General features: G+C 67.1%; 18 protein-coding genes. 9 read left to right on the forward strand and 9 right to left on the reverse strand.

Going from position 1 to position 20,908, the window contains the following annotated elements:
- Positions 1-125: 125 nt before the first annotated feature.
- Genes IAE56_RS15015 through IAE56_RS15035 form a run of 5 tightly spaced genes read right to left on the reverse strand, consistent with a single transcriptional unit; the run spans position 126 to position 5,097 of the window.
- Positions 126-521, reverse strand: coding sequence for a PDZ domain-containing protein (locus IAE56_RS15015; protein ID WP_200753072.1), 396 nt, complete (start codon positions 519-521; stop codon positions 126-128).
- A gap of 1 nt (position 522) precedes the next feature.
- Complete coding sequence (locus IAE56_RS15020; protein ID WP_200753073.1) at positions 523-1,740, reverse strand: FtsX-like permease family protein; 1,218 nt, start codon at positions 1,738-1,740, stop codon at positions 523-525.
- Between the two features lie 20 nt (positions 1,741-1,760).
- On the reverse strand, positions 1,761-3,062 hold the full coding sequence (locus IAE56_RS15025; protein ID WP_150453081.1) for an ABC transporter permease: 1,302 nt from the start codon (positions 3,060-3,062) through the stop codon (positions 1,761-1,763).
- Between the two features lie 10 nt (positions 3,063-3,072).
- Positions 3,073-3,795, reverse strand: a complete 723-nt coding sequence (locus IAE56_RS15030; RefSeq protein ID WP_200753074.1) for an ABC transporter ATP-binding protein — start codon at positions 3,793-3,795, stop codon at positions 3,073-3,075.
- A 24-nt stretch (positions 3,796-3,819) separates the two neighbouring features.
- Positions 3,820-5,097 carry an efflux RND transporter periplasmic adaptor subunit gene (locus tag IAE56_RS15035; RefSeq protein ID WP_079223537.1) on the reverse strand — a complete coding sequence of 426 codons (1,278 nt, stop codon included), beginning with the start codon at positions 5,095-5,097 and terminating at the stop codon, positions 3,820-3,822.
- 203 nt (positions 5,098-5,300) lie between these two features.
- Here IAE56_RS15035 and glmS point away from each other — a divergent pair, with 203 nt between their 5' ends.
- Complete coding sequence (gene glmS, locus IAE56_RS15040; protein ID WP_200753075.1) at positions 5,301-7,139, forward strand: glutamine--fructose-6-phosphate transaminase (isomerizing); 1,839 nt, start codon at positions 5,301-5,303, stop codon at positions 7,137-7,139.
- Between the two features lie 398 nt (positions 7,140-7,537).
- Positions 7,538-8,443 (forward strand): Abi family protein, encoded by a 906-nt coding sequence (locus IAE56_RS15045; RefSeq protein WP_200753076.1) that lies wholly within the window; start codon positions 7,538-7,540, stop codon positions 8,441-8,443.
- 41 nt (positions 8,444-8,484) lie between these two features.
- Here IAE56_RS15045 and IAE56_RS15050 read toward each other — a convergent pair whose 3' ends face one another.
- Positions 8,485-8,886 carry a hypothetical protein gene (locus IAE56_RS15050; RefSeq protein ID WP_200753077.1) on the reverse strand — a complete coding sequence of 134 codons (402 nt, stop codon included), beginning with the start codon at positions 8,884-8,886 and terminating at the stop codon, positions 8,485-8,487.
- 572 nt (positions 8,887-9,458) lie between these two features.
- On the opposite strand from IAE56_RS15050, the gene IAE56_RS15055 reads away from it, so the two are divergent.
- Both IAE56_RS15055 and IAE56_RS15060 read left to right on the forward strand, forming a co-directional pair.
- Positions 9,459-9,920 carry a DUF2846 domain-containing protein gene (locus IAE56_RS15055; RefSeq protein ID WP_200753078.1) on the forward strand — a complete coding sequence of 154 codons (462 nt, stop codon included), beginning with the start codon at positions 9,459-9,461 and terminating at the stop codon, positions 9,918-9,920.
- Between the two features lie 97 nt (positions 9,921-10,017).
- Positions 10,018-11,967 (forward strand): PEP/pyruvate-binding domain-containing protein, encoded by a 1,950-nt coding sequence (locus tag IAE56_RS15060; protein WP_200753079.1) that lies wholly within the window; start codon positions 10,018-10,020, stop codon positions 11,965-11,967.
- Positions 11,968-12,006: 39 nt separating this feature from the next.
- Here IAE56_RS15060 and IAE56_RS15065 read toward each other — a convergent pair whose 3' ends face one another.
- Positions 12,007-12,312 carry a hypothetical protein gene (locus IAE56_RS15065; RefSeq protein WP_200753080.1) on the reverse strand — a complete coding sequence of 102 codons (306 nt, stop codon included), beginning with the start codon at positions 12,310-12,312 and terminating at the stop codon, positions 12,007-12,009.
- Positions 12,313-12,778: 466 nt separating this feature from the next.
- Here IAE56_RS15065 and yddG point away from each other — a divergent pair, with 466 nt between their 5' ends.
- The 4 genes from yddG to IAE56_RS15085 all read left to right on the forward strand — a co-directional run bounded on the left by yddG (position 12,779) and on the right by IAE56_RS15085 (position 18,490).
- Positions 12,779-13,729: an aromatic amino acid DMT transporter YddG gene (gene yddG / locus IAE56_RS15070; protein ID WP_200753081.1), complete on the forward strand. Its 951-nt coding sequence runs from the start codon at positions 12,779-12,781 to the stop codon at positions 13,727-13,729.
- 190 nt (positions 13,730-13,919) lie between these two features.
- On the forward strand, positions 13,920-16,664 hold the full coding sequence (locus tag IAE56_RS15075; protein WP_200753082.1) for a TonB-dependent receptor: 2,745 nt from the start codon (positions 13,920-13,922) through the stop codon (positions 16,662-16,664).
- Positions 16,665-16,734: 70 nt separating this feature from the next.
- The gene (locus tag IAE56_RS15080) at positions 16,735-17,694 is read left to right on the forward strand and encodes a pectinesterase family protein (protein ID WP_200753083.1); all 960 of its coding nucleotides are present in this window, start codon (positions 16,735-16,737) and stop codon (positions 17,692-17,694) included.
- A 364-nt stretch (positions 17,695-18,058) separates the two neighbouring features.
- A complete protein-coding gene (locus IAE56_RS15085; RefSeq protein ID WP_053461435.1) occupies positions 18,059-18,490 on the forward strand; it encodes a CBS domain-containing protein in 432 nt (143 codons plus the stop codon).
- A 90-nt stretch (positions 18,491-18,580) separates the two neighbouring features.
- Here the strand turns inward: IAE56_RS15085 and IAE56_RS15090 are convergent, their stop codons facing one another.
- Both IAE56_RS15090 and gloA read right to left on the reverse strand, forming a co-directional pair.
- Positions 18,581-19,009: a VOC family protein gene (locus tag IAE56_RS15090; protein WP_108770073.1), complete on the reverse strand. Its 429-nt coding sequence runs from the start codon at positions 19,007-19,009 to the stop codon at positions 18,581-18,583.
- 70 nt (positions 19,010-19,079) lie between these two features.
- Positions 19,080-19,598: a lactoylglutathione lyase gene (gene gloA / locus IAE56_RS15095; RefSeq protein ID WP_108770072.1), complete on the reverse strand. Its 519-nt coding sequence runs from the start codon at positions 19,596-19,598 to the stop codon at positions 19,080-19,082.
- A gap of 125 nt (positions 19,599-19,723) precedes the next feature.
- Here gloA and IAE56_RS15100 point away from each other — a divergent pair, with 125 nt between their 5' ends.
- A complete protein-coding gene (locus tag IAE56_RS15100; protein WP_200753084.1) occupies positions 19,724-20,836 on the forward strand; it encodes a PLP-dependent cysteine synthase family protein in 1,113 nt (370 codons plus the stop codon).
- Positions 20,837-20,908: the final 72 nt, after the last annotated feature.

Raw genomic sequence — 20,908 nt, forward strand, 5'->3', positions numbered from 1 at the left:
GGGGGGGGGGGGCGGGGCGCGCCCCCCGGCCGCGCGGGCCCCCCCCCCCCCCCCCCCCCCCCCCCCCCGCTACCGTGACCTCGCCAATATAGCCAAACCCGTGGCCCCGCAGGGGCCGGGGCACGTCAGCGCGGCGGCGGCGGCGGGGGAGGTGGTGGCGCCGGCGGGGGCACCAGCACGGTCTTCCAGGTGGTCACCGCCACCGGCACGCTCAGGGTCTTGCCGTTGCGCCGCAGCAGAAGGAAGACCTGGGCCTTGCCCGCTGCGTCGGCCTGGCGCACCGCAGCGGCAAGCTGGTCGATCTGGCGGACCGGCGTGTCGTCCACGCGCACGATGCGGTCGCCCCGGCGCACGCCGAAGCGCGCCTCGGGGCTGGCCGCCTCGACCTGCACCTGGCCTTCGGTGGAGCGCAGTGCCAGCCGCGCGCCCTCCTGCTGCCAGTTCATCGTCTGCACCGTGCTGCTGCCGGCCAGTACCGGCAGCGGCAGGGCCAGCGCGATTGCCAGGGCCAGGGCGCGCATCTCACGCCCCCCGGGTGGCAACGGCCGGCGGCACGGCGGCGGCGCGGCGGGCCGGGCCGAACACCGCGACCTGGCCCAGCACCCACAGCAGCACCGCGCCCAGCGGCAGGTACAGCAGCGGCATGCGCGGCAGCTCGTACATGTTCATCAGCGCCAGGTTGATCGCGTACGCGGCGAGCATGCCCAGCACGATGCCCAGCGTGGCCAGCAGGAAGTTCTCGGTCTGGAAGTAGCGCAGGATCTGCCCGCGGGTCGCTCCCAGCGCACGGCGGATGCCGATCTGCTTGCTGCGCTGCTGCACCCAGAAGCTGGCCAGGCCGATGATGCCCAGTGCGGTCACCACCAGCAGGGCGATGGACACCGTCACCAGCAGGCCGACCATGGCGCGGTCGTTCTTGAAGTAGTCGTTGCGCTGGTCCTCGTAGGTCTTCTTGTCACGCATCAGGCGGTTGGCATCGTTGCGCTCCAGCGCGGCGACGGCGGCCTTGAGCACTTCATCGCGGCGCTCGGGAGCGGTGCGCAGCATGTAGGTGGCGCCTTCGTCGAAGCCGCGGCGCAGCGGCATCAGCATCGACTCGTTCCAGTTGTCGTCCCAGCCGGTGGGCGTGGTCAGGGTGTCGACGATGCCGACCACGTGCAGCGGCTGCTTGCCCATGTAGTAGGTCTTGCCCAGCGCGCTGCCGTCGGGTTCCATCTTCGCGGCGGTGGCCTGGCTGAAGATCACCGGGACCGCCTTGTCCGTGGAGCCGGCCTTGGTGACGACGGCGTAGTCCATGTACTCGTCGGGCAGGAAGTCACGCCCGGCGATCACGTTGATGCCCATCGTGCGGATGCCATCTTCGGACATCGTGTACATCGATGCCTCGGTGGTCGGCCGCTCCTGGTCCTGCTGGCGCTGGATGCTGCTGCTGGACGAGCCGCTGCGGAACGGCAGCTGGTTGATGATGGTGGCGCCGGTGACGCCGGGGATGGCGCGCAGCGACGCCAGGTCCTCGCGGGTGCGGGCCATGCCGTTGGTCTGCTTGCCGATGCCGCTGACGCGGACCATGACCAGTTCGTTCTCGGCGATGCCACTGGGCATGCTGATCTTCTCCACGCGTTGGCTGACCAGGAACAGCGCGTTGCAGACGATGGCGCAGGTCAGGGCGACTTCCAGCACGATCAGTGCGGCAGCGGTCTTGTGCCGGCGCAGGGTGCTGAGGATGGGGCGGATGTCCATGGGAGTCCTCGTTCCGGTACTTACTGCGACTTGAGCTGGATGGCCGGGGTGACCTGCATCGCGCGCCAGGCGGGCAGGAAACCGGCAGCAAGGCTGGCAAACAGGGTCAGGCCGATGGCCAGCAGCAGCATGCTGCCGTCCAGATGGGCCAGCTTGGCGTAGTCCACCGGCTGCTGGCGCACGGCGAACAGGCCAAGCAGGGCCACGCCGATGCCGAGCACGCCGCCGACCACGCCCACTGCACCGGCTTCCACCAGGCACTGCAGGAAGATCTGGCCACGGCTGGCACCGAGCGCGCGCCGCACGCCGATCTCACCGCTGCGGCGCAGGAACTTGGCCAGCAGCAGGCCCACCGTGTTGACCAGGCACACGCCGAGGAAGCCCAGCGCCAGCCACAGCTGCAGGCGCACATCGCTGGGCACCGCACCGTTGAAGTCCAGCCACTCCATCACGTTGCGCAGGCGCACGTTCGGCGGGCGCTCGAAGCGGCCGGCCTCACGCTGCTGGCTGGAGTAGTTTTCCAGGTAGCGGCGGTAGTCATCGGCCTTGCCCGGGTCCATCTCGGCCCAGTACTGCAGCCAGGTGCAGGGGGCGTTCACCGAATAGCTGTCGCCGTCGGGGTTTTCGCCGAAGCAGTTCATGTTGCCGTTGCTGCCCAGCTTCAGGTCCATCGAAGTCGACATCGGCAGCAGCAGATCCTCGTCCTTGCCGAAACTGCCGGTGGTGAGGTCGAAGAACTGCGGTTCGGGATTCCATTCCTTCATCACGCCGACGATGCGGAAGCTCTGGCCATCCATGCGGATGTCCTTGCCGACGCTGTTGCCGCCCTGGTACAGCTTGTCGTTCAGGGCTTTGGAGATGACCACCACGCGTGCGCGGCCGTCGTCGTCCTGGCGGGTCCAGGCACGGCCGTACTGCATCGGCACGTCGAACATCGGGAAGAAATCAGCCGAGGTCCAGCGCGTATCGATCGAGAACGGCTGCAGGGTGCTGCCGTCCGGCTCGATGGTGCCGCCGCCGCCGCTCATCAGCGCCTGGCGCTCGGCCTTGGCTTCGCGCAGCAGGGCCTCGCCATCGAAGCGGGTCATCTGCGAATTGGGTTCCTCGCCGGGCACGTAGCCACCGCGGGGGCCCGGATCGAGCTGCACGTAGAACAGGCGATCGCTCTTGTCGGGGATCGGATCGCCGGAGAGCACGTGGAAGACGGTCAGGGTGGTCATCGAGGCGCCGATGCCCAGCGCGATGGCAACCACCATCAGCGCGGTCAGGACCTTGTTGCGGCGGAAGCTGCGCGCCGCCAGTCGGGCGTAGTAGGCGAACATGGTCGGGCCCTCACTCGTTGACGGCGACGATGCGGCGCGGGGTGGCCAGCACCGGCTCACGCACCAGGTCGGTCACCTGGCCATCGACGATGTGCACGTTGCGCTGCGCGCGTGCGGCCAGCTCCGGGTCATGGGTGACCATGACGATGGTGGTGCCGGCGGCGTTGATCTCTTCCAGCAGTTCCATCACGCCACGCGCCATCTGCGTGTCCAGGTTGCCGGTCGGTTCGTCGGCCAGCAGCAGGCGCGGGCTGCCGGCCAGGGCACGGGCGATGGCGGCGCGCTGCTGCTGGCCGCCGGAGAGTTCATTGGGGTAGTGCTTCATGCGCGAACCCAGGCCGACCTGGCTCAGCGCCTTCTCGATGCGCTCGCGGCGTTCGCCGGCGCCCATCTTGCGGTAGCGCAGCGGCACGTCGACGTTGTCGAACAGGTTCAGGTCGGGGATCAGGTTGAAGCCCTGGAAGATGAAGCCGATCTTCTGGTTGCGCATACGGCTGCGGGCATCGTCGCCCAGCGTGCTGACGTCCTGGCCGTCGAGCATGTAGGTGCCGCTGGTGAAGGTTTCCAGCAGGCCGGCGATGTTGAGGAAAGTGGTCTTGCCGGAGCCGGACGGACCGGTGACGGCGACGAACTCACCTTCCTTGACCTGCAGTTCCAGCGAGCGCAGTGCGTGGGTTTCCACCTGTTCGGTACGGAAAACCTTGGCGACCGAACGCATTTCGAGCATGTACATGGGGTGTCCTCTCTCCAGGATGTGTCAGTTGACGGAGACGCGTTCGGCGTCCTTGAACAGGTCGCTGCCGGAGACCACGATGCGGTCGCCCGGCTGCACACCCGACTTGATTTCCACTTCGCCCAGGCTGCTGACGCCCAGTTCCACCGGTCGGCGCACCGCGGTGCGGCCGTCCATCACGTAGGCCACGCCGTTGCCCTGTTCGACGAACGGGCCCCGCTCGACCTTCATCACGTTCCTGCGGGTATCGAGCAGCACACGCACCGACATGCGCTGGCTCTGGCGCAGGCCTTCCGGCTGCGCGGCGGCGAAGCGCACGCGGGCGTTGACCTCGCCATTGACCACTTCCGGCGAGACCGCGCTGATCTCACCCGGGAACGGCTTGCCGTTGCCGCCGGTCAGCTGTGCCGGCATGCCGATCGCCAGGTCACGGGCGAAGCTTTCCGGCACCTTGATCTCCACCTCGAACTTGGACAGGTCGACCACGCCCAGTACCGGCGCGTTGGCCGCCAGGTTGGTGGCCTGGGTGGCCTGCACCTGACCGACCTGGCCGTCGAACGGCGCGCGCAGGGTCAGCGCATCGACCTGGCGCTGCACTTCGGCCACTACCGCCTTCTGGCGATCGGCCAGCAGGCGCTTGTTGCGCGCGTCCAGGTCGGCGCCCTGGCTCTGCAGGCGCGCATCGGTGGTGGCGTTGGCGAGAGTGATGTCGGCCTTCTTCAGGGAGTCCTGGGCCTTGGCCAGGTCGATCTGCGGCACCGCGCCGCCGTCGTAGCCGCGCTGGTAGCGCTGCAGGTCACGGTCGGCGGCCTGCCGTTCGATGCTGGCCTGGTCGGTTTCCTTGCGCGACTTGGCGCGGGCGAGGGTGGCGTCCAGCGCGGCGCGGCTGGCCTCGGCTTCCAGGCCGGCCAGGGTGGCCTGTTCCTGGGCCAGCTTGCTGCGCAGTTCCGGGCTGTCGATGATCGCCAGCTCCTGGCCCTTCTTGACCACGTCGCCGGCCACCACCTTCAGGTCCACCGTACCTGCGGAAATGGCGTACAGGGTCGGGCTGTTGGCGGCGATGACGCGGCCGTCGGCGGCGATGTCGCGCACCAGGTCGCCGCGCTGCACTTCGGCGATGCGCACCCGGCTGCTGTCGAAGGAGCGGCTGGCGTTGGACCAGGCATGCACCGCCCAGCCGATGGCGGCCAGCAGGGCGACCGCACCCAGGGCCGGCCAGCGGTAGCGCTGCCAGGCCGCACGGGGGGCGCTGGCGGAGGGGGCGGAAACGATCTGGTCCTGGGCAGAGGTGTCGCGGATCATCGGGTGCGTGCCTGTCGGTGGTGCAAGGAACCAAGCACGCTCCGTGCCAACTTTATTTCACGTGATTTCAATGGCTTGCGGTATGGTTCCCTGTGTCCGGGTGTCCGCGGACACTGTTGCGGACACTTTCATTAAGCGGACAGGAGGGACGGCGTGGACACCCACGCTAGAATGCGGCGACCGTCTTCAAGGAAAAGCGCGACATGTGTGGAATCGTGGGTGCGATCGCTGATCGCGATGTGGTACCGGTGCTGATCGAAGGACTGAAGCGGCTGGAGTATCGCGGCTACGATTCGTCCGGCATCGCGGTGATCGACCGTGCCGAGCGCCCGGACGTGCGCCGCGTGCGCCGCACCGGTCGCGTCTCGGAAATGGCCGTCGCGGCCGAAGCCGAGGGTTTCAATTCCCAGCTGGGCATCGGCCATACCCGCTGGGCCACCCATGGCGGGGTGACCGAGGCCAATGCACACCCGCACATCAGTGCCGGCGTGGCGCTGGTGCACAACGGCATCATCGAGAACCACGAAGAGCAGCGCGAGAAGCTGCGCGCGCTGGGCTACACCTTCGAGTCGCAGACCGACACCGAAGTGATCGCCCACCTCATGCACCACCACCTGAAGGGCGGCGACAGCCTGCTGGGCGCGCTGCAGCGCACGGTGAAGGAACTGACCGGCGCCTATGCGCTGGCCGTGGTCAGCCGTGCCGAGCCGGACCATTTCGTCTGCGCACGCATGGGCTGCCCGCTGCTGGTCGGCCTGGGCGAAGGCGAGAACTTCGTCGCCTCCGACGTCTCGGCGGTGATCTCGGCTACCCGCAAGGTGATCTTCCTGGAAGAGGGCGACACCGCCGACATCCGCCGCGATGGCGTGCAGGTCTTCGACGAGCACGACCAGCCGGTCGAGCGCGACGTGCACCTGTCCGACGTGTCGCTGGCCTCGCTGGAGCTGGGCCCGTACCGCCACTTCATGCAGAAGGAAATCCACGAGCAGCCGCGTGCGCTGGGTGACACCCTTGAAGCGGCGATCGACGCCGGTGGCTTCCCGGCCGAGCTGTTCGGCAAAAATGCCGAGGCCGTGCTGGCCGGCATCGAAGGCGTGCAGATCCTGGCCTGTGGTACCAGCTACTACTCGGGCCTGACCGCGCGCTACTGGATCGAATCCATCGCCGGCCTGCCGTGCAGCGTGGAAATCGCCAGCGAGTACCGCTACCGCGCCGCGTATGCCAACCCCAAGCACCTGATCGTGACCATCTCCCAGTCCGGCGAAACGCTGGATACGATGGAAGCGCTGAAGTACGCCAAGTCGCTGGGCCACAAGCACACGCTGTCGATCTGCAACGTGCCGGAGAGCGCGATCCCGCGTGCCAGCGAACTGGTCTGCTACACCCGCGCCGGCGCCGAGATCGGCGTGGCGTCGACCAAGGCCTTCACCACCCAGCTGGCCGCGCTGTTCCAGCTGACCGTGGTGCTGGGCAAGCTGCACGGCCGCGTCGATGCCGCACAGGAAGCGGATTACCTGGAGCAGCTGCGCTTCCTGCCGGGCAGCGTGCAGCACGCGCTGAACATGGAGCCGCAGATCGCGGCGTGGGCCGAGCGCTTTGCCCGCAAGAGCAGCGCCCTGTTCCTGGGCCGTGGCCTGCATTACCCGATCGCGCTGGAAGGCGCGCTCAAGCTGAAGGAAATCTCCTACATCCACGCCGAGGCCTATCCGGCCGGTGAGCTCAAGCACGGGCCGCTGGCGCTGGTGGACGAGGACATGCCGGTGGTGGTGATCGCGCCCAACGACAGTCTGCTGGAAAAGGTGAAGTCGAACATGCAGGAAGTGCGCGCCCGCGGTGGCGAGCTGTTCGTGTTCGCCGACCAGGACAGCAACTTCAACGAGTCCGAAGGCGTGCATGTCATCCGCACCCCGCGCCACGCCGGCGTGCTCAGCCCGATCGTGCACACCATTCCGGTGCAGCTGCTGGCGTACCACACCGCGCTGGCGCGCGGCACTGACGTGGACAAGCCGCGCAACCTGGCCAAGAGCGTTACGGTGGAGTAAGGCCGTTCGGGCCAATGGTCGCCGGGCGCGGCCCGGCGCTACCAGGACACCGTAAACATCGGTAGCGCCGGGCCATGCCCGGCGGGCGCATTGCGCTGGCGACGCTTTTGGTCCGAGCGCAAGCGCTTGTTGGGGACCGCCCCGCCATGTGGGGTGTTTGATTCATGATCGATTTAGAGAATGGCTTTGTTGCTCATTCCCTGGAAGAACGAGCCGGAACCTCGTGCCTTGGCCTTCCCCCAGCTTCGCGCCTGCCCGGCCCGGGACAAGGCGGCACTTGATCGACCAGACCGAAGGCATTAACCTGCGCCCAACACACCCGCCACGCCTCTGACGCGCACCGTCGCGACACGCTCAAATTGGCGGGTTTTTTTATGCCCGCTGTTTGGTGCGTCAGGATGACCCGATACGTAAAGCCGCCACTTTCGTTGGACCAGCAGTTGTGCCAGCTGTTGGACAGGGGGCTGGACATTGGCGACCACCATCGCGCCAGCGTCTATCTGCAGCGAGTGGGCTACTACCGCCTCATGGGCTACTTGTACACTCTCCGAGAGATCAACAGCGATAACTTTCAAGCAGGCGCAACCTTTGAGGATGCCATCAGCCTGTATGAGTTTGATCGCGCTCTTCGGGATCTGGTGATGGAAGCGATAGGCCACATCGAGGTTGCGGTGCGTACTTCGCTCACTTACCACTTCTCACATGCCTACGGGGCATTGGGACATTTGAATGCTGGGCACTTTGTGAGCAGCACATCCCAGCACGCTGACTGGCTCGCGGAGATCTTCAAAGAGGTCCGGCGCTCCAAAGAAGTCTTCATCCGCCACTACCAGAACAAATACACCAGCCCCGCATTTCCTGAAGTCCCCCTCTGGATGGCGGCTGAAATCATGTCCCTGGGCTCGCTGTCGCGATTCTACGGGGCGCTGCGAGGACGTGAGCAGAAGTTGGTCGCGCGAGATGCGGGTGTTGCAGCGCCCGTACTTCAGAACTGGCTGCATGTGACCAGCGTTGCGCGCAACGTCGTTGCTCACCACGGCCGCCTTTGGAACAAGGAGCTGGGTGTAAGCGCCATGCGTCCACGCTCGGCTGGGTGGTCTGACCGCGAAGCACGATTCCCGGTGGGGCGGGCGTTCTTTCTACTTCTGATTCTTCGAAAGTTGCTCGCTTCGACTGTCGCTGACGAAGCGAGCTGGCGAAGCCGGATGGATGCACACCTCAAAGCTGGTCTGAGCAACCAGGTGCGCGTGCACGGCTTCGGCGCCGACACCGGATGGGACACGCATCCTTTGTGGTGCCCATGACGGACCGGGGGTAGCGCCGGGCCATGCCCGGCGGAACAGCCTCAGGCAGCGTGCACCTGCACATCCACATACTCGGACAACCCGCGGCAGGCCAGCAGCAGGCCTTCGCGCACGTCGTTGCCAACCTGCTGCGCTTCGTCGCCATCCACGCGGACGCGCTCGCTGGCATGCAGCAGTTCCAGCAGCACGGTCAGTCCGGCGTTTGCCGGGTTGATGCGCGCCAGCGCCATGCACTGCCCCGCGCTGCGCCCGTTGCGCTGCAAAGGCTGGCCATCGGCGGCGTCCACCTGGCGGATGCGCCGCAGGTTACCCAGCTGGGTGATGCCATCATCGGCCTGCTGGGCAGCAAGGGTGGTTTCCAGCGGCTGGGCGAGCTCATCGGGCAGCGCGTTGGCGGCCTCGCCCAGGGTGGCGAACAGATACGGGTATCGCGTGGTGCTCATGGCGGCTTCCTCATGCATGCGGCAAAGGAGCCACCCCGCTTGAGGGCGAGGGTGGCGGACGGTGCGTGGTTGCAATACCGGTGAACAACCTAGCGAAAAGCCGGCGGGCACGAGGCCCCCACGCGCCGCCCGCCATAGGTGCGCGGGCAGAATGTCTGCCGACGCCATCCACAGAGGATGGCGCCGACAGACAAGCGTAACTGCTAGGTAGTTCAAACGGGATTGCAAGCCCGTGCCACCCGTTTTCGGTGGCGGCCCATGTTTCGCATGGATGGCCTTGGCCGCCAATGAGAAAAGATGGAAAGTTCGAAAGTGTTGTAACCAGGCGATTTGTTTCAGGCAGAGGGTGTGGCGAGCCGATTGCGACGCTCCCTGCCTACATGGCACCATCCGCGCACACCGCTGCCCGCATCACGGAGGATGCCCGCGCCACTCTCGATTTCCCGATCCGTCCACCCGCCTGCGCAACCGCCGCAGCGTCGAGGTGGGCGTCGATCCACCACGCCCGTTCAACACGGGCGCGATACCAGAATTCAATCCGCGTGCATGGCACGCATAACAGGGGGCTGTAGATGAACAAGTGGCACGTGGTTGCAATGGCAGCGGCGATCAGCCTGCTGTCCGGGTGTGCGAGTGTTCCGATGTCGGACAAGGGCCAGGTAGACGTGGCCAAGAGCTTCCCGGTTCCGGAGGAGGGCAAGGCGGGCGTGTACGTGTACCGCAACTCCTTCGTCGGCCAGGCGCTGAAGAAGGATCTGCGCATTGATGGCGAGTGCCTGGGTGAGACGGCCAACAAGGTGTTCTTCTACACCTTGGTGCCGGGCAACCAGGAGCATGTGATCTCCACCGAATCGGAGTTCTCGCCCAACGACGTCAAGCTCTACACCGAGGCGGGGCGCAACTACTTCATCCAGCAGTCGATCAAGATGGGCGTGTTCGTCGGTGGCGCCAAGCTGACGGTGATGCCTGAGGCCGAGGGCCGCCGCGAGGTGGCGCAGCTGAGCCTGGCCCAGCGCGGGCGTTGCTCGAAGTGAGGTAGGCGGGCCGTTCAAGGTGGCGATGGCTGATGGGCCATCGCCACCGGACCGCGTACCCTGTTGTCTCCGTAGCGGCATCAAGGACCGATCCCGTATGAATACCCTCCGGCACCGCGCGACCCTGCTGTTGCTGCTGGCCTGCGCCGCACCCGCGCTGGCACAGACCGCACGCAAGCCCTCGGCGTATGAGCATCGCCCTGACGCGGCACAGCAGCCGGCCGAAGGGCCGGACTATCTTCCGCGCATCGACAGTCGCGCACAGTTCATGCAGATGGCCCGCGTCTACAACGCCGGCACGGCGCTGGAAATGCCGCATCTGATCTTCGTCATCGACCGGCGCGAGAACGGGCGCATCTACTACGTCAACACGCGCCGCCACGGCCTGCACGAGCAGTTCGTGCGCCAGCAGCGGCTGCTGCGCTCGATGGACAAAGCCACGGTGAACGCGCAGTACCGCGACCCGCAGCGCCGCTTCCTGTTCGGCACCGTGGCCTGGCAGCGGGATCTGCCGGGATACACCTACGAATTCTGGGAAGGCGACCAGCTGACCGCGCCGCTGTTGCGCGAGGCCGATGCAGTGCTGCGCGCCTCGTTCGCCGATCCGATCCGCTTCAAGACCAATTCCACCGCGCATGAGCAGCTGGCGGGCGAGATGAAGCTGGCCTACGTCAGCCAGGAGAGCCTGCTGCGTGAGCAGCGCTTCCTGCCGCTGAACACCGGGAAGGCGGAGGGGCGCCTGCGCATCGTGCGCACGGAGGCGCAGCTGGCCGCGCTGTCGCCGCGCGATATCCCGGTGCTGGATGAGGTGCCGATCGCGCTGGCCCCGGTCGCCGGGTTGGTCACGCAGCGGCCGTCGACCCTGCTCTCGCACGTCAACCTGCTGGCCAAGGGCTGGGGCATTCCCAACGTCTACGTGCGTGATGCGCAGGACGCGCTGCGCCAGTACGACGGTCGCTGGGTGGCGCTGGAGGTGACCGGCAGCGATTACCGGGTGACCCCGTTGGCGCGGCCGGCACGCACGCCCTCTGCCACTGCCGCACGCCCTGTGCAGCGCAGCCTGCCGCGCCCGGATCTGGCCGTGGTGGCGCTGAAGCCGCTGCAGGCGCTGCGTGCGCGTGACAGCACGCATTGCGGGGTGAAGGCCGCCAACCTCGGCACGCTGCGTGCGGTGCTGCCACCGGCGGCACGGGTGCCCGATGGCTTCTGCATTCCGTTCTCGCAGTACCAGGCCATGCAGCAGCGGCTGCAGGTGCCACAACGCCTGCGCGAACTGCAGCAGCGGCCGGGGTTCAACAGCGATCCGGCGGTGCGACGTAATGCGCTGGCGTCGCTGCGCACGCAGATCGAGAACGCGCCCGCCGATGCCGCGTTCGTGCGTACGCTGGAACGCCAGTGGCGCGACCAGTTGCAGGGCGCGCCGGTGTTCGTGCGCAGCTCGTCCAACTCCGAGGATCTGCCGGGTTTCAGCGGAGCTGGGCTGTACACCACGGTGCCCAACGTGACCCGCATGGAGGCGGTCGCCAAAGCGGTGCAGATGGTCTGGGCGTCGGTCTACAACTTCGAGGCCTACGAGGCGCGCACGGCGGCGGGCCTGCCGCAGGATGCGGTGGCCATGGCGGTGCTGGTGCAGGTGGCCGCGCCGTCGGACAGCTCCGGGGTGATGATCACCCGCGATCCCTTCGATGCCGCACGCCGCCACGTCACCTACATCTCGGCCAAGCGCGGGCTGGGCATCCGCGTGGTGGAAGGCAAGCGACAGGCCGAGCAGGTGATGTACTCGTCGTGGTCGAAGGCGGTGCAGGTGCTGAGCCGCTCGGCCGAAGACACGCAGCTGGTGGCGCGTGCGGGTGGCGGTGTGCGTGAGGTACCGATCACCGGTTCACGGCAGGTGCTGACCGATGCCCTGATCGCACGGTTGGCGCGCATCGGTACCCGTACCAGGCAGGCGCTGGGCGGTGCCGACCAGGACATCGAATGGGCCGTGGTCGGCGATGAGGTGCTGATCCTGCAGTCGCGCCCGTACGTGGAGGGAAGCGCGCGCTAGCCCCGCCGGGACAGGGCCACCGCGCACTCCACGGGTCGCCTACGGTTCCTGGTAGTCGCGCTCGTCGTAGGCGCCATACACCAGGCAGGTCAGCTGTGCCGATCCATCCTGGGCGATCGACAGCACACCCATGCTGGTATCGCGCTCGGGCTTCCTGCCCAGCTTGGAGGCGTTGCGCACCGCCGCGGCATCGGCCGAGAGCTTGCTGGTGTAGCTGGCCCCCAGGTCACCGTCGGGATCGATGTAGACCGAGAACGAGCGGACGCGCAGACCGAACACGGTGAACGGCACCGGCGGCGTGATCGGTTCGCTGGTGCCTTCCACATTGCCTGAAAGCCCTGCCAAGGTCTTGGCTGCGGGCATCCGGGTCCGCGCGGCATTCCAGTGCAGCCTGCAGCGTGGGTGCCAGCTTCTGCCACTGCGCTGCGTCGATGGTCGTTGCGGCATGCGCCGTGGGTGCGGCCAGCAGGGCGGCGAAAATCGGGGCGAACATCCGGGTGGGGGTCAATGTCATGACAGTCATTCCTTTGCGTGGGGCGGGAATTCTACGCAAAGGTGAGTGGATGAACAGGACGATATTGCGGCGCAGCATCGAAAGCGTACAATCCGCTTCGGCCAGTCGGCTGTTGTAACCCGCCTCCCGCCGTACCCCCCTGCAACGCACAGTGCCGGGGCGTTCCGGGGACGACGCTACGGACCAGCGTACTCCCCAGGACCCACGAGTCCGCATGACCTGCCTGTCCCGCTGTCGGGGCCGGGCGCATCGCTGCGCGTGCCTTTCAACCGATCGCCTTCTGTTGTCGTCGCCCCCATGTACGGCTTCCGCGCCCTGCGCGCCTCCGCGTCACCCCATCTTCCGACCCTCATCGGCGCCAGCGCCGTGCTGCTGTGGAGCCCGACCCTGGGCATGCTGCGCACGATCAGCGAGATCTTCGGTGCCGTTGGTGGCGCCGCCCTGATCTTCACTGCCGCCGCCGTGTTCTCGGCGCTCATCCTGGGCGTGCCGCGACCCTCGCAGCTGCCGCGACGCTACCTGCTGATCGGCGGTGCGTTGTTCATCGGCACCGAGATCTCGCTGTCGCTGTCCATCGGCCTGGCCCACCACCGTGGGCAGGCGCTGGAACTGGTGATGATCAACTACTTGTGGCCGTGCCTGACGGTGCTGCTGACCGTGCTCACCCGCATGCAGCGCGGCAACTGGCTGCTGCTGCCGGCCACCGTGCTGTGCCTGCTGGGCGTGGTGCTGGTCATCACCGGCGAAGGCGCGTGGTCGCCAGCGATGCTGCTGGCCAACCTGCGCAGCAACCCGCTGGCCTACGCCCTGGCGCTGGCCGCCTCGTGCATGTGGGCGACGTACTCGCTGGTGACCAAGCGCATCGGCGGTTCGCGCAACGCGGTGCCGTTGTTCATGATCGCCACCGCCGCGGTGCTGTGGCTGAAGTACGCGCTGGGCGATGCGCCGCCGCTGCACCTGCACTGGGGCGGCCTGGCCCAGGTGGCGGTGTTCGGCCTGCTCACTGCCACCGCCTATTCATGCTGGAACCATGGGCTGCAGCACGGCAACGTCACCTCGATGGCGATCTTCTCCTACTTCGCCCCGGTGCTGTCGGTGCTGTGGAGCAGCGTGTGGCTGTCGCTGCACCCGGGCATGGGCTTCGTGCAGGGCGTGGCCTGCGTGACCGCGGGCTCGCTGCTGTGCTGGTGGGCGACCCGCGCGCGGCCCCTGCCGCCCCCGGTGCCGCCGGCCGCGCACACGGCCTGAGCCTCGGCCTGGCGGCTTGCCGGGCGGGGCGCGACTTTCCTTTGTGGGCAGGCACTTGCGGGTGCCTGCCGCCGTCTTGCTGCACCGCATGATGTGTCAGTTCCATGACGCTGCTACGTTTCGTGTCCCCCGGTGTCATCTCTTGATAGGCACCCTCGACCGCCAGTAGCAGTGATTGCAAGGGATTTTCATGACGCACAGGCTGAATCGTAAAAAGACACCGGTTACCTTGGCCGCCAGCGCGCTGGCCAGTGCGGTGCTGCTGGCCCTGGCTGGCCCGGCTGCCGCCCAGGACACCGCCGCGGCCAACCCCACCGAACTGGATGCGGTGACGGTGACCGGCTACCGCGCCAGCGTGGAGAAGGCGCTGGACATCAAGCGCTCGGAAAAGGGCATGGTCGATGCGGTGGTGGCCGAGGACATCGCCAACTTCCCGGATCTCAACCTGGCCGAATCGCTGCAGCGCATCCCCGGCGTGACCATCACCCGCGACGCCGGCGAAGGCCGCAACATCTCCGTGCGCGGCCTCGGCCCGGATTTCACCCGTGTGCGCATCAACGGCCTGGAAGCACTGACCACCGTCGGCGGCTCCGACCAGTCCGGCGGCACCAACCGCAGCCGTGGTTTCGACTTCAACGTGTTCGCCTCGGACCTGTTCTCGCAGCTGATCGTGCGCAAGACCGCCTCGGCCGACGTGGAAGAGGGCTCGCTGGGTGCCACCGTGGACCTGCGCACCGCGCGCCCGTTCGACTACGACGGCTTCACCTTCGCGGCGAGCGGGCAGGGCAGCTTCAATGATCTTTCCGAGAAGGCCAGCCCGCGTGCGGCCGCGCTGATCGCCGATACCTGGGCCGACGGGCGCTTCGGTGGCCTGCTGTCGGTGGCCTATTCCGAACGCCGCGTGCGCGAGGAAGGCAGCAACACCGGCCGCTGGTACAGCGCCAGCAGCAACGGCGGCTTCAGCCCCAGCTCGCCGTTCACCGCCGGCCTGGCCGATGGCGTGTGGCACCCGTATTTCCCGCGCTACACGCTGCTGGAACACGACCAGAAGCGCCTGGGCGTGACCGCGTCGCTGCAGTGGAAGCCGACCGACAACACCGAGTTCGCGCTGGACGCGCTGTATTCGAAGATCGATACCGTGCGCAGCGAGAAGTACATCGAGGCGATCTCGTTTGCCTACTCGGCGCAGAAGCAGAACATGGTGCTGCGCGACGGCTACATCGATCCCACGTCCGGCGCGCTGCTGTACGGCCTGTTCGATGGTGCCGGCGTGCGTTCCGAACAGCGCCGCGATGAGTGGAGCACCGAGTTCAAGCAGGTGTCATTGAGCGGCGAGCACCGCTTCAGCGATGCGTTCAAGGTCAATCTGCTGGTGGGCCACTCGAAATCCGAGCACGCCAACCCGGTGCAGACCACGCTGATCATGGACAAGGCCAACGTGTCCGGCTACAGCTACGATTTCCGCGACAGCGTCACCCACCCGACCTTCAACTACGGCATCGATCCCACCGACACCAGCGGCTGGACCCTGGCCGAAGTGCGCCTGCGCCCGCAGTACGCCAGCAACAGCTTCGACAACGGTGCGCTGGATTTCACCTGGAATTTCGGCCCGTCGTTCACCGTGCGGGGCGGCCTGCTCGCCAAGGACTACACGTTCGACACCAGCGAGTACCGCCGGCAGAGCGAAACCGTGGTGCCGGCCTTCGCCGATGGCAGCTACACGGTGCCGGCGGCACTGGTCGACATCGCCCGCCTGGGCGGCGTGGCCGGTTCGCCCGATGCCTGGGCCGTGCCCGACCTGGCCGCGTTGTCGCAGCTGCTGGGCATCTACAGCGGGCAGGGCATCTACCAGCTGTACGAACGCAACGCGACCCGCCGCAGCGTGGAAGAGCGTGACCGCGGCGCGTGGCTGATGGGCGAGTTCGGCTTCGATGTCGGCAGCGTGCCGGTGTCGGGCAACGTGGGCGTGCGCCGGGTCAAGACCACCCAGTCCTCCACCGGCTATTCCACGGTGGATGGCGCGATGGTGCTGACCCATGTGTCGCGCGACTACACCGATACGCTGCCGTCGCTGAACCTGGTGGCCGAGCTTTCACCGGACCTGATGCTGCGGTTCGGTGCGGCCAAGGTGATGGCACGCCCCGGTCTGTCCTCGCTGACCCCGGGCACGACGCTGAGCCTGTCCAGCGGCCACCGCTACGTCAACGGCGGCAACCCGAACCTGGACCCGATCCGCGCACGCACGCTGGACCTGGGCGTGGAGTGGTACTTCCAGGAAGGCGGCCTGCTCGGCCTGGCCCTGTTCCACAAAGACATCGAAAGCTTCGTGCAGGGCACCAGCACGGTCATGCCGTTCAGTGCTGGTGGCCTGCCGGCCAGTCTGCTCGACGGCACCGGGGTGTCGCCGAACGAGGACTTCACCTTTACCCGTCCGTTGAACACGCCCGGTGGTGACCTGAAGGGTGCCGAGTTCAACTACGTGCAGCCCTTCAGCTTCCTGCCGGGGCGCTGGAGCAACCTGGGCCTGCAGCTGAACTACACCTGGGTCGATTCGCAGATCCAGTACCTCACCTCCACCGGTGCGGCCTCGCTGAAGACCGACCTGACCGGGCTGTCGAAGAATTCGTACAACAGCACGCTGTTCTACGAAGGCGAGAAGCTGGGCGCGCGCGTGTCTTACACCCATCGTGACGGCTACTACACCCAGGTGCCGGCCAGCGTGCAGGGCTTCAGTTTCCACGGCATGGATGCGGTGGACACGGTGGATGCCTCGATCAGCTGGAAGATCGACGACCATCTGGAAGTCAGCCTCGAAGGCATCAACCTGACCAACGAAACCAGCAACGAGTGGGTGGGTACCTCGGCGTGGAAACTGCCGCTGACCTACACCCAGACCGGCCGCGAATTCCTGCTCGGCCTGCGCTACAAGTTCTGATCGTTGCCCCTGGATCGCGGCCGGCCTGAAGCGCCGGCCGCGCATTGCCCCCTTGCCCGCAGGTTGCCGCATGCCGCAGATACGCCGATTCTCCCTCCCCTTGGCCGGCCTGCTGGTGCTGGCCGCACTGCCGGCCGCCGCGCGCGACTGGGTGGTGGCCGCCGATGGCAGCGGTGACTACCGCAGCGTGCAGGCGGCCATCGATGCGGTGCCCGACGGCAACCGCACGCGCCAGGTCATCGTGCTGCGCGAGGGGCTGTACCGCGGCGTGGTGAAGGTGCCGAAGGAAAAGACCCGGGTGACGCTGCGCGGTGCCGGCGCCGGTGCGTCCATCCTCAGCTGGAACAACTACGCCGACCTGGTCGACCCGGCCACCGGCAAGGCGATGCGCACCAGTGGCTCGGCCACGGTGTACGTGTATGGCGATGAGTTCATCGCCGAAGACCTGACCATCGAGAACACCGCCGGCAACGTCGGCCAGGCACTGGCGCTGTATGCCGCACCGCCGCGCGGCGGCTTCCGCAACGTGCGCCTGCTCGGCAACCAGGACACGCTGTACACGCACGAAGGCAGCGTGCTGCACTTCAAGGACTGCTACATCGAAGGCACGGTGGATTTCATCTTCGGTGCGGCCACGGCACTGTTCGATGACTGCACGATCGTGTCCAAGGGCAAGCTGGGCTGGGTCACCGCGGCATCCACGCCGGGAGGACAGCGCTTCGGCTACGTGTTCCGTCGCGCGCTGCTGCGTGGCGAAGGCATGGGCACCGCCTACCTGGGGCGGCCGTGGCGGCCGTTCGCACGCACGGTATTCCTGCAGTCCAACCTGGGCCCGCACATCGTGCAGGCTGGCTGGCACAACTGGGACAAGCCCGATGCCGAACGTACCACTTACTACGGCGAGTTCGGCAGCGTCGGTGCCGGTGCCTCACCGGAAGAACGCGTGGCGTGGTCGCATCACCTGTCCGGTGACGAGGCCGCGCAGTACACCACCGAGGCGGTGCTCGGCAGCTGGCGACCGTTCCCCTGACTTTGCACGGTCGGGCGGTTGCGCGTGCGTCGGCCGCGCGGGTGCGAACTTGAGCGGCTTGAAAGGGCTGTATTCAGCGCCGGTTTTGCCGCAGGTGCGATTCTCGGAATCGTCGACAGGTTCCACGACGAAGCGTCCCATCGGTGCCGGTAGCGGCCGCGCAGGGCAGTCGTAGAATCGAATCGTCCGAGGCCCCTGCGGGTTTTCCTTCACCGGCCTCGTTCGCGTTGCAGCACCGTGCTGGCCGATGCAGTTACCTGCCGGCACCGTGCGCCAGACGTGCGCTGAAAGGTCTGTTCCCGGGGAGGGGGCGATTCGGAAGAGCACACTTTTTGACTTCAGTGACCTGCACCAGGAAACAAGAATGAACGTCCGCGAACTCCTGCAATCCAAGAAAGAAGCTGTCATCACCATCGATTCGGAAGACACCATCGGTGCCGCCGCCCACAAGATGAGCGCGAATAAAATCGCTGCCCTGGTGGTGATCAAGGACGGGGTGCCGGTCGGCATCATCTCCGAGAAGGACATCGTGCGCAGCCTGGCCGACGACGGCCCGCAGGCCGGCCGCCGGGTGATCTCCACCGTGCCGACCACCGGCCTGGAAGGCATTGCGCCGGAGGCCACGCTGAAGCAGGCCATGTCGCTGATGACGTACTCGCGTCGCCGCCACCTGATGGTCACCGATGGCAACACGCTGGTCGGCATCCTCAGCCTGGGCGATATCGTGAAGAACCTGCTGGGCGAGCTGGAGCTGGAAAAGGCCGTGCTGCAGGACATCTACATGGCCGCCCACTGAGGCGACCGTGCAGGACGGACGAAGCCGGGCATTGCCCGGCTTCTCCGTTGGTAGCGCCGGGCCATGCCCGGCGAGCGCGCAGCGCGGCAATCAGAAGCTGACCTTCACCGAGTCGGCGCTGTAGGTCGCCGGGCCGTGGTAGACCACTTCGATGTTGTTGCCATCGGGGTCGAGCACGAAGGCGCCGTAGTAACCCGGGTGGTAGGGCCGCTCGCCCGGCGCGCCGTTGTCGGTGCCACCTGCCGCCAGTGCGGCAGCGTGGAAGGCATCCACCGTGGCCGCATCACGCGCCTGGAATGCCAGGTGATGGCGTCCGGTCAGCTGGCCGGCGGCGGCCTCGCTGCTGGCGGTGGAAATGAACAGTTCGTCGGCCCAGAAATAATCCGGGCCTTCGCCGGCGATGGGGATGCCGATGGCATCGAACACGGCCTGGTAGAAGCGGCGGCTGGCGGCCAGGTCACGCACCACCAGCTGCAGGTGGTCGATCAGGCGCCCGCGATGCAGTTCCATCGTTTCCATGCGTACCTCTTCAGAAGGGGACCGCTGTGGTAGCACCGGGCCATGCCCGGCGAGCGCCTGGCGCGGCCGGTCAGGCGTTGGCGATGATCTCGACCCAGTAACCGTCCGGGTCCTTGATGAAGGCGATGTTCTTCATGCGGCCATCGGTCAGGCGCTTCTGGAACGGCACGCCGAGGTCTTCGAAGCGCTGGCAGGCCGATTCCAGTTCCGGCACCGACACGCAGATGTGGCCGAAGCCGCGCGGGTCGCTGTTGCCGTCGTGGTAGACCGGGCCATCCTGGGTCTCGGTGCCGTGGTTGTGGGTCAGTTCCAGCACGCCCGGCAGGCCGGCCATCCACACGCGGCGGGTGGCATCGTCTTCCGGCACGGCCACGCCGGCCGGCACGTAGGCCAGGAAGTACAGGCTGAACTGGGCTTCGGCGAAATCACGCTTGTCGATCAGCTGGTAGCCGAGCACGCGGGTGTAGAAGTCCAGCGAGGCAGTGATGTCCTTGACCCGCAGCATGGTGTGGTTGAACACGAAGCCGTGGGTTTCGGCCGGGGCCTGGGCAGCCACGCCGGGAATATCGCGGAGGGCGGGAAGGGTCATGGGGGAAGGTCCTTCAGACAGGGCCATGATGGCCGGATGGCGTCATTCTACCGGCCGCCACCTGACGGCACTGCGACGTACAATGGACGGATCGCACCGTTCCGTCCTGACAACGATTGCCCGCCATGTCGCAGCGTGAATGGGTGGCCGCCGCCATCCGCAAGATCGAAGCCGATTTCAACCGTTCCGCCGATACCCACCTGATCCCGCTGGCACTGCCCGGGTTCGAGGGCATCGACGTGTACCTCAAGGATGAATCGAGCCACCCCACCGGCAGCCTCAAGCACCGCCTGGCGCGCTCGCTGTTCCTGTACGCGCTGGCCAACGGCTGGCTGCGCGAGGGGCGGCCGGTGATCGAGGCGTCCAGCGGCTCGACCGCGGTGTCCGAAGCCTATTTCGCGCGCCTGCTGGGCCTGCCGTTCATCGCGGTGATGCCGGCAACGACCTCGCCGGAGAAGATCGCCGCGATTGAATTCCACGGCGGCCGCTGCCACCTGGTCGAGCGCGCCTGCGACCTCAACTGCGATTCGGAACGGCTGGCCCGCGAGACCGGCGGCCATTTCATGGACCAGTTCACCTACGCCGAACGGGCCACCGACTGGCGCGCCAACAACAACATCGCCGAATCCATCTTCAAGCAGATGGCCGAGGAGCCCAGCCCGATCCCGGAATGGATCGTGTGCAGCCCCGGCACCGGCGGCACCGCGGCCACCCTCGGCCGCTATGTCAGCTACCGCCGGCATGACACCCGCATCCTCTGCGCCGACCCGGAAATCTCTGTGTTCTTCGAGGGCTACCAGGCCGCCGTGGCAGGCGAGCCGGACTGGCGCGGGCTGACCTGCAGCGGCGGTTCGCGGGTGGAAGGCATCGGCCGGCCGCGGGTGGAATCGAGCTTCATCCCGACCAGCGTCGATGCGATGGTGAAGGTGCCCGATGCACTCAGCCTGGCGGCGATGCGCCACGTCAGCCGCCAGATCGGGCGTCGCGTCGGCGGCTCCACCGGCACCAACTTCATCGGCGTGCTGCAGGCCGCGCAGTGGATGCGCGAAGCCGGCCACCAGGGCAGCATCGTCAGCATCCTGTGTGATGCCGGCGAGCGCTATGCGCACAGTTATTACGACCCCGCGTGGTACGGCCGCCAGGGCATCGACGTGGACGGCGCCGACGCGCAGCTGGCCGCGGCCGTGGCCGGGCAGGGCCTGCCCGAACTGCCGTGGTGCAGCCTGGAAGCGTTGTAACGCGGCAGGGTATTTCCGCGGGGGGGGGGGCGGCGGGCGCGGGGGGGGCGGGGGGGGGGGGGGGGGAGAGGG

Origin of the sequence: Stenotrophomonas sp. S41 (assembly GCF_016624625.1) — a bacterium.
Classification (GTDB): Bacteria; Pseudomonadota; Gammaproteobacteria; order Xanthomonadales; family Xanthomonadaceae; genus Stenotrophomonas.

Bases quoted from the DNA above. Each gene is read 5' to 3' on its own strand.
- IAE56_RS15050 (WP_200753077.1), bottom strand. From the start codon at position 8,886: ATGAGCACCACGCGATACCCGTATCTGTTCGCCACCCTGGGCGAGGCC.
- IAE56_RS15030 (WP_200753074.1), bottom strand. From the start codon at position 3,795: ATGTACATGCTCGAAATGCGTTCGGTCGCCAAGGTTTTCCGTACCGAA.
- IAE56_RS15080 (WP_200753083.1), top strand. From the start codon at position 16,735: ATGCCGCAGATACGCCGATTCTCCCTCCCCTTGGCCGGCCTGCTGGTG.
- IAE56_RS15045 (WP_200753076.1), top strand. From the start codon at position 7,538: ATGACCCGATACGTAAAGCCGCCACTTTCGTTGGACCAGCAGTTGTGC.
- IAE56_RS15055 (WP_200753078.1), top strand. From the start codon at position 9,459: ATGAACAAGTGGCACGTGGTTGCAATGGCAGCGGCGATCAGCCTGCTG.
- IAE56_RS15025 (WP_150453081.1), bottom strand. From the start codon at position 3,062: ATGTTCGCCTACTACGCCCGACTGGCGGCGCGCAGCTTCCGCCGCAAC.
- gloA (WP_108770072.1), bottom strand. From the start codon at position 19,598: ATGACCCTTCCCGCCCTCCGCGATATTCCCGGCGTGGCTGCCCAGGCC.
- IAE56_RS15060 (WP_200753079.1), top strand. From the start codon at position 10,018: ATGAATACCCTCCGGCACCGCGCGACCCTGCTGTTGCTGCTGGCCTGC.
- IAE56_RS15020 (WP_200753073.1), bottom strand. From the start codon at position 1,740: ATGGACATCCGCCCCATCCTCAGCACCCTGCGCCGGCACAAGACCGCT.
- glmS (WP_200753075.1), top strand. From the start codon at position 5,301: ATGTGTGGAATCGTGGGTGCGATCGCTGATCGCGATGTGGTACCGGTG.
- yddG (WP_200753081.1), top strand. From the start codon at position 12,779: ATGTACGGCTTCCGCGCCCTGCGCGCCTCCGCGTCACCCCATCTTCCG.
- IAE56_RS15090 (WP_108770073.1), bottom strand. From the start codon at position 19,009: ATGGAAACGATGGAACTGCATCGCGGGCGCCTGATCGACCACCTGCAG.
- IAE56_RS15035 (WP_079223537.1), bottom strand. From the start codon at position 5,097: ATGATCCGCGACACCTCTGCCCAGGACCAGATCGTTTCCGCCCCCTCC.
- IAE56_RS15085 (WP_053461435.1), top strand. From the start codon at position 18,059: ATGAACGTCCGCGAACTCCTGCAATCCAAGAAAGAAGCTGTCATCACC.
- IAE56_RS15075 (WP_200753082.1), top strand. From the start codon at position 13,920: ATGACGCACAGGCTGAATCGTAAAAAGACACCGGTTACCTTGGCCGCC.
- IAE56_RS15015 (WP_200753072.1), bottom strand. From the start codon at position 521: ATGCGCGCCCTGGCCCTGGCAATCGCGCTGGCCCTGCCGCTGCCGGTA.
- IAE56_RS15100 (WP_200753084.1), top strand. From the start codon at position 19,724: ATGTCGCAGCGTGAATGGGTGGCCGCCGCCATCCGCAAGATCGAAGCC.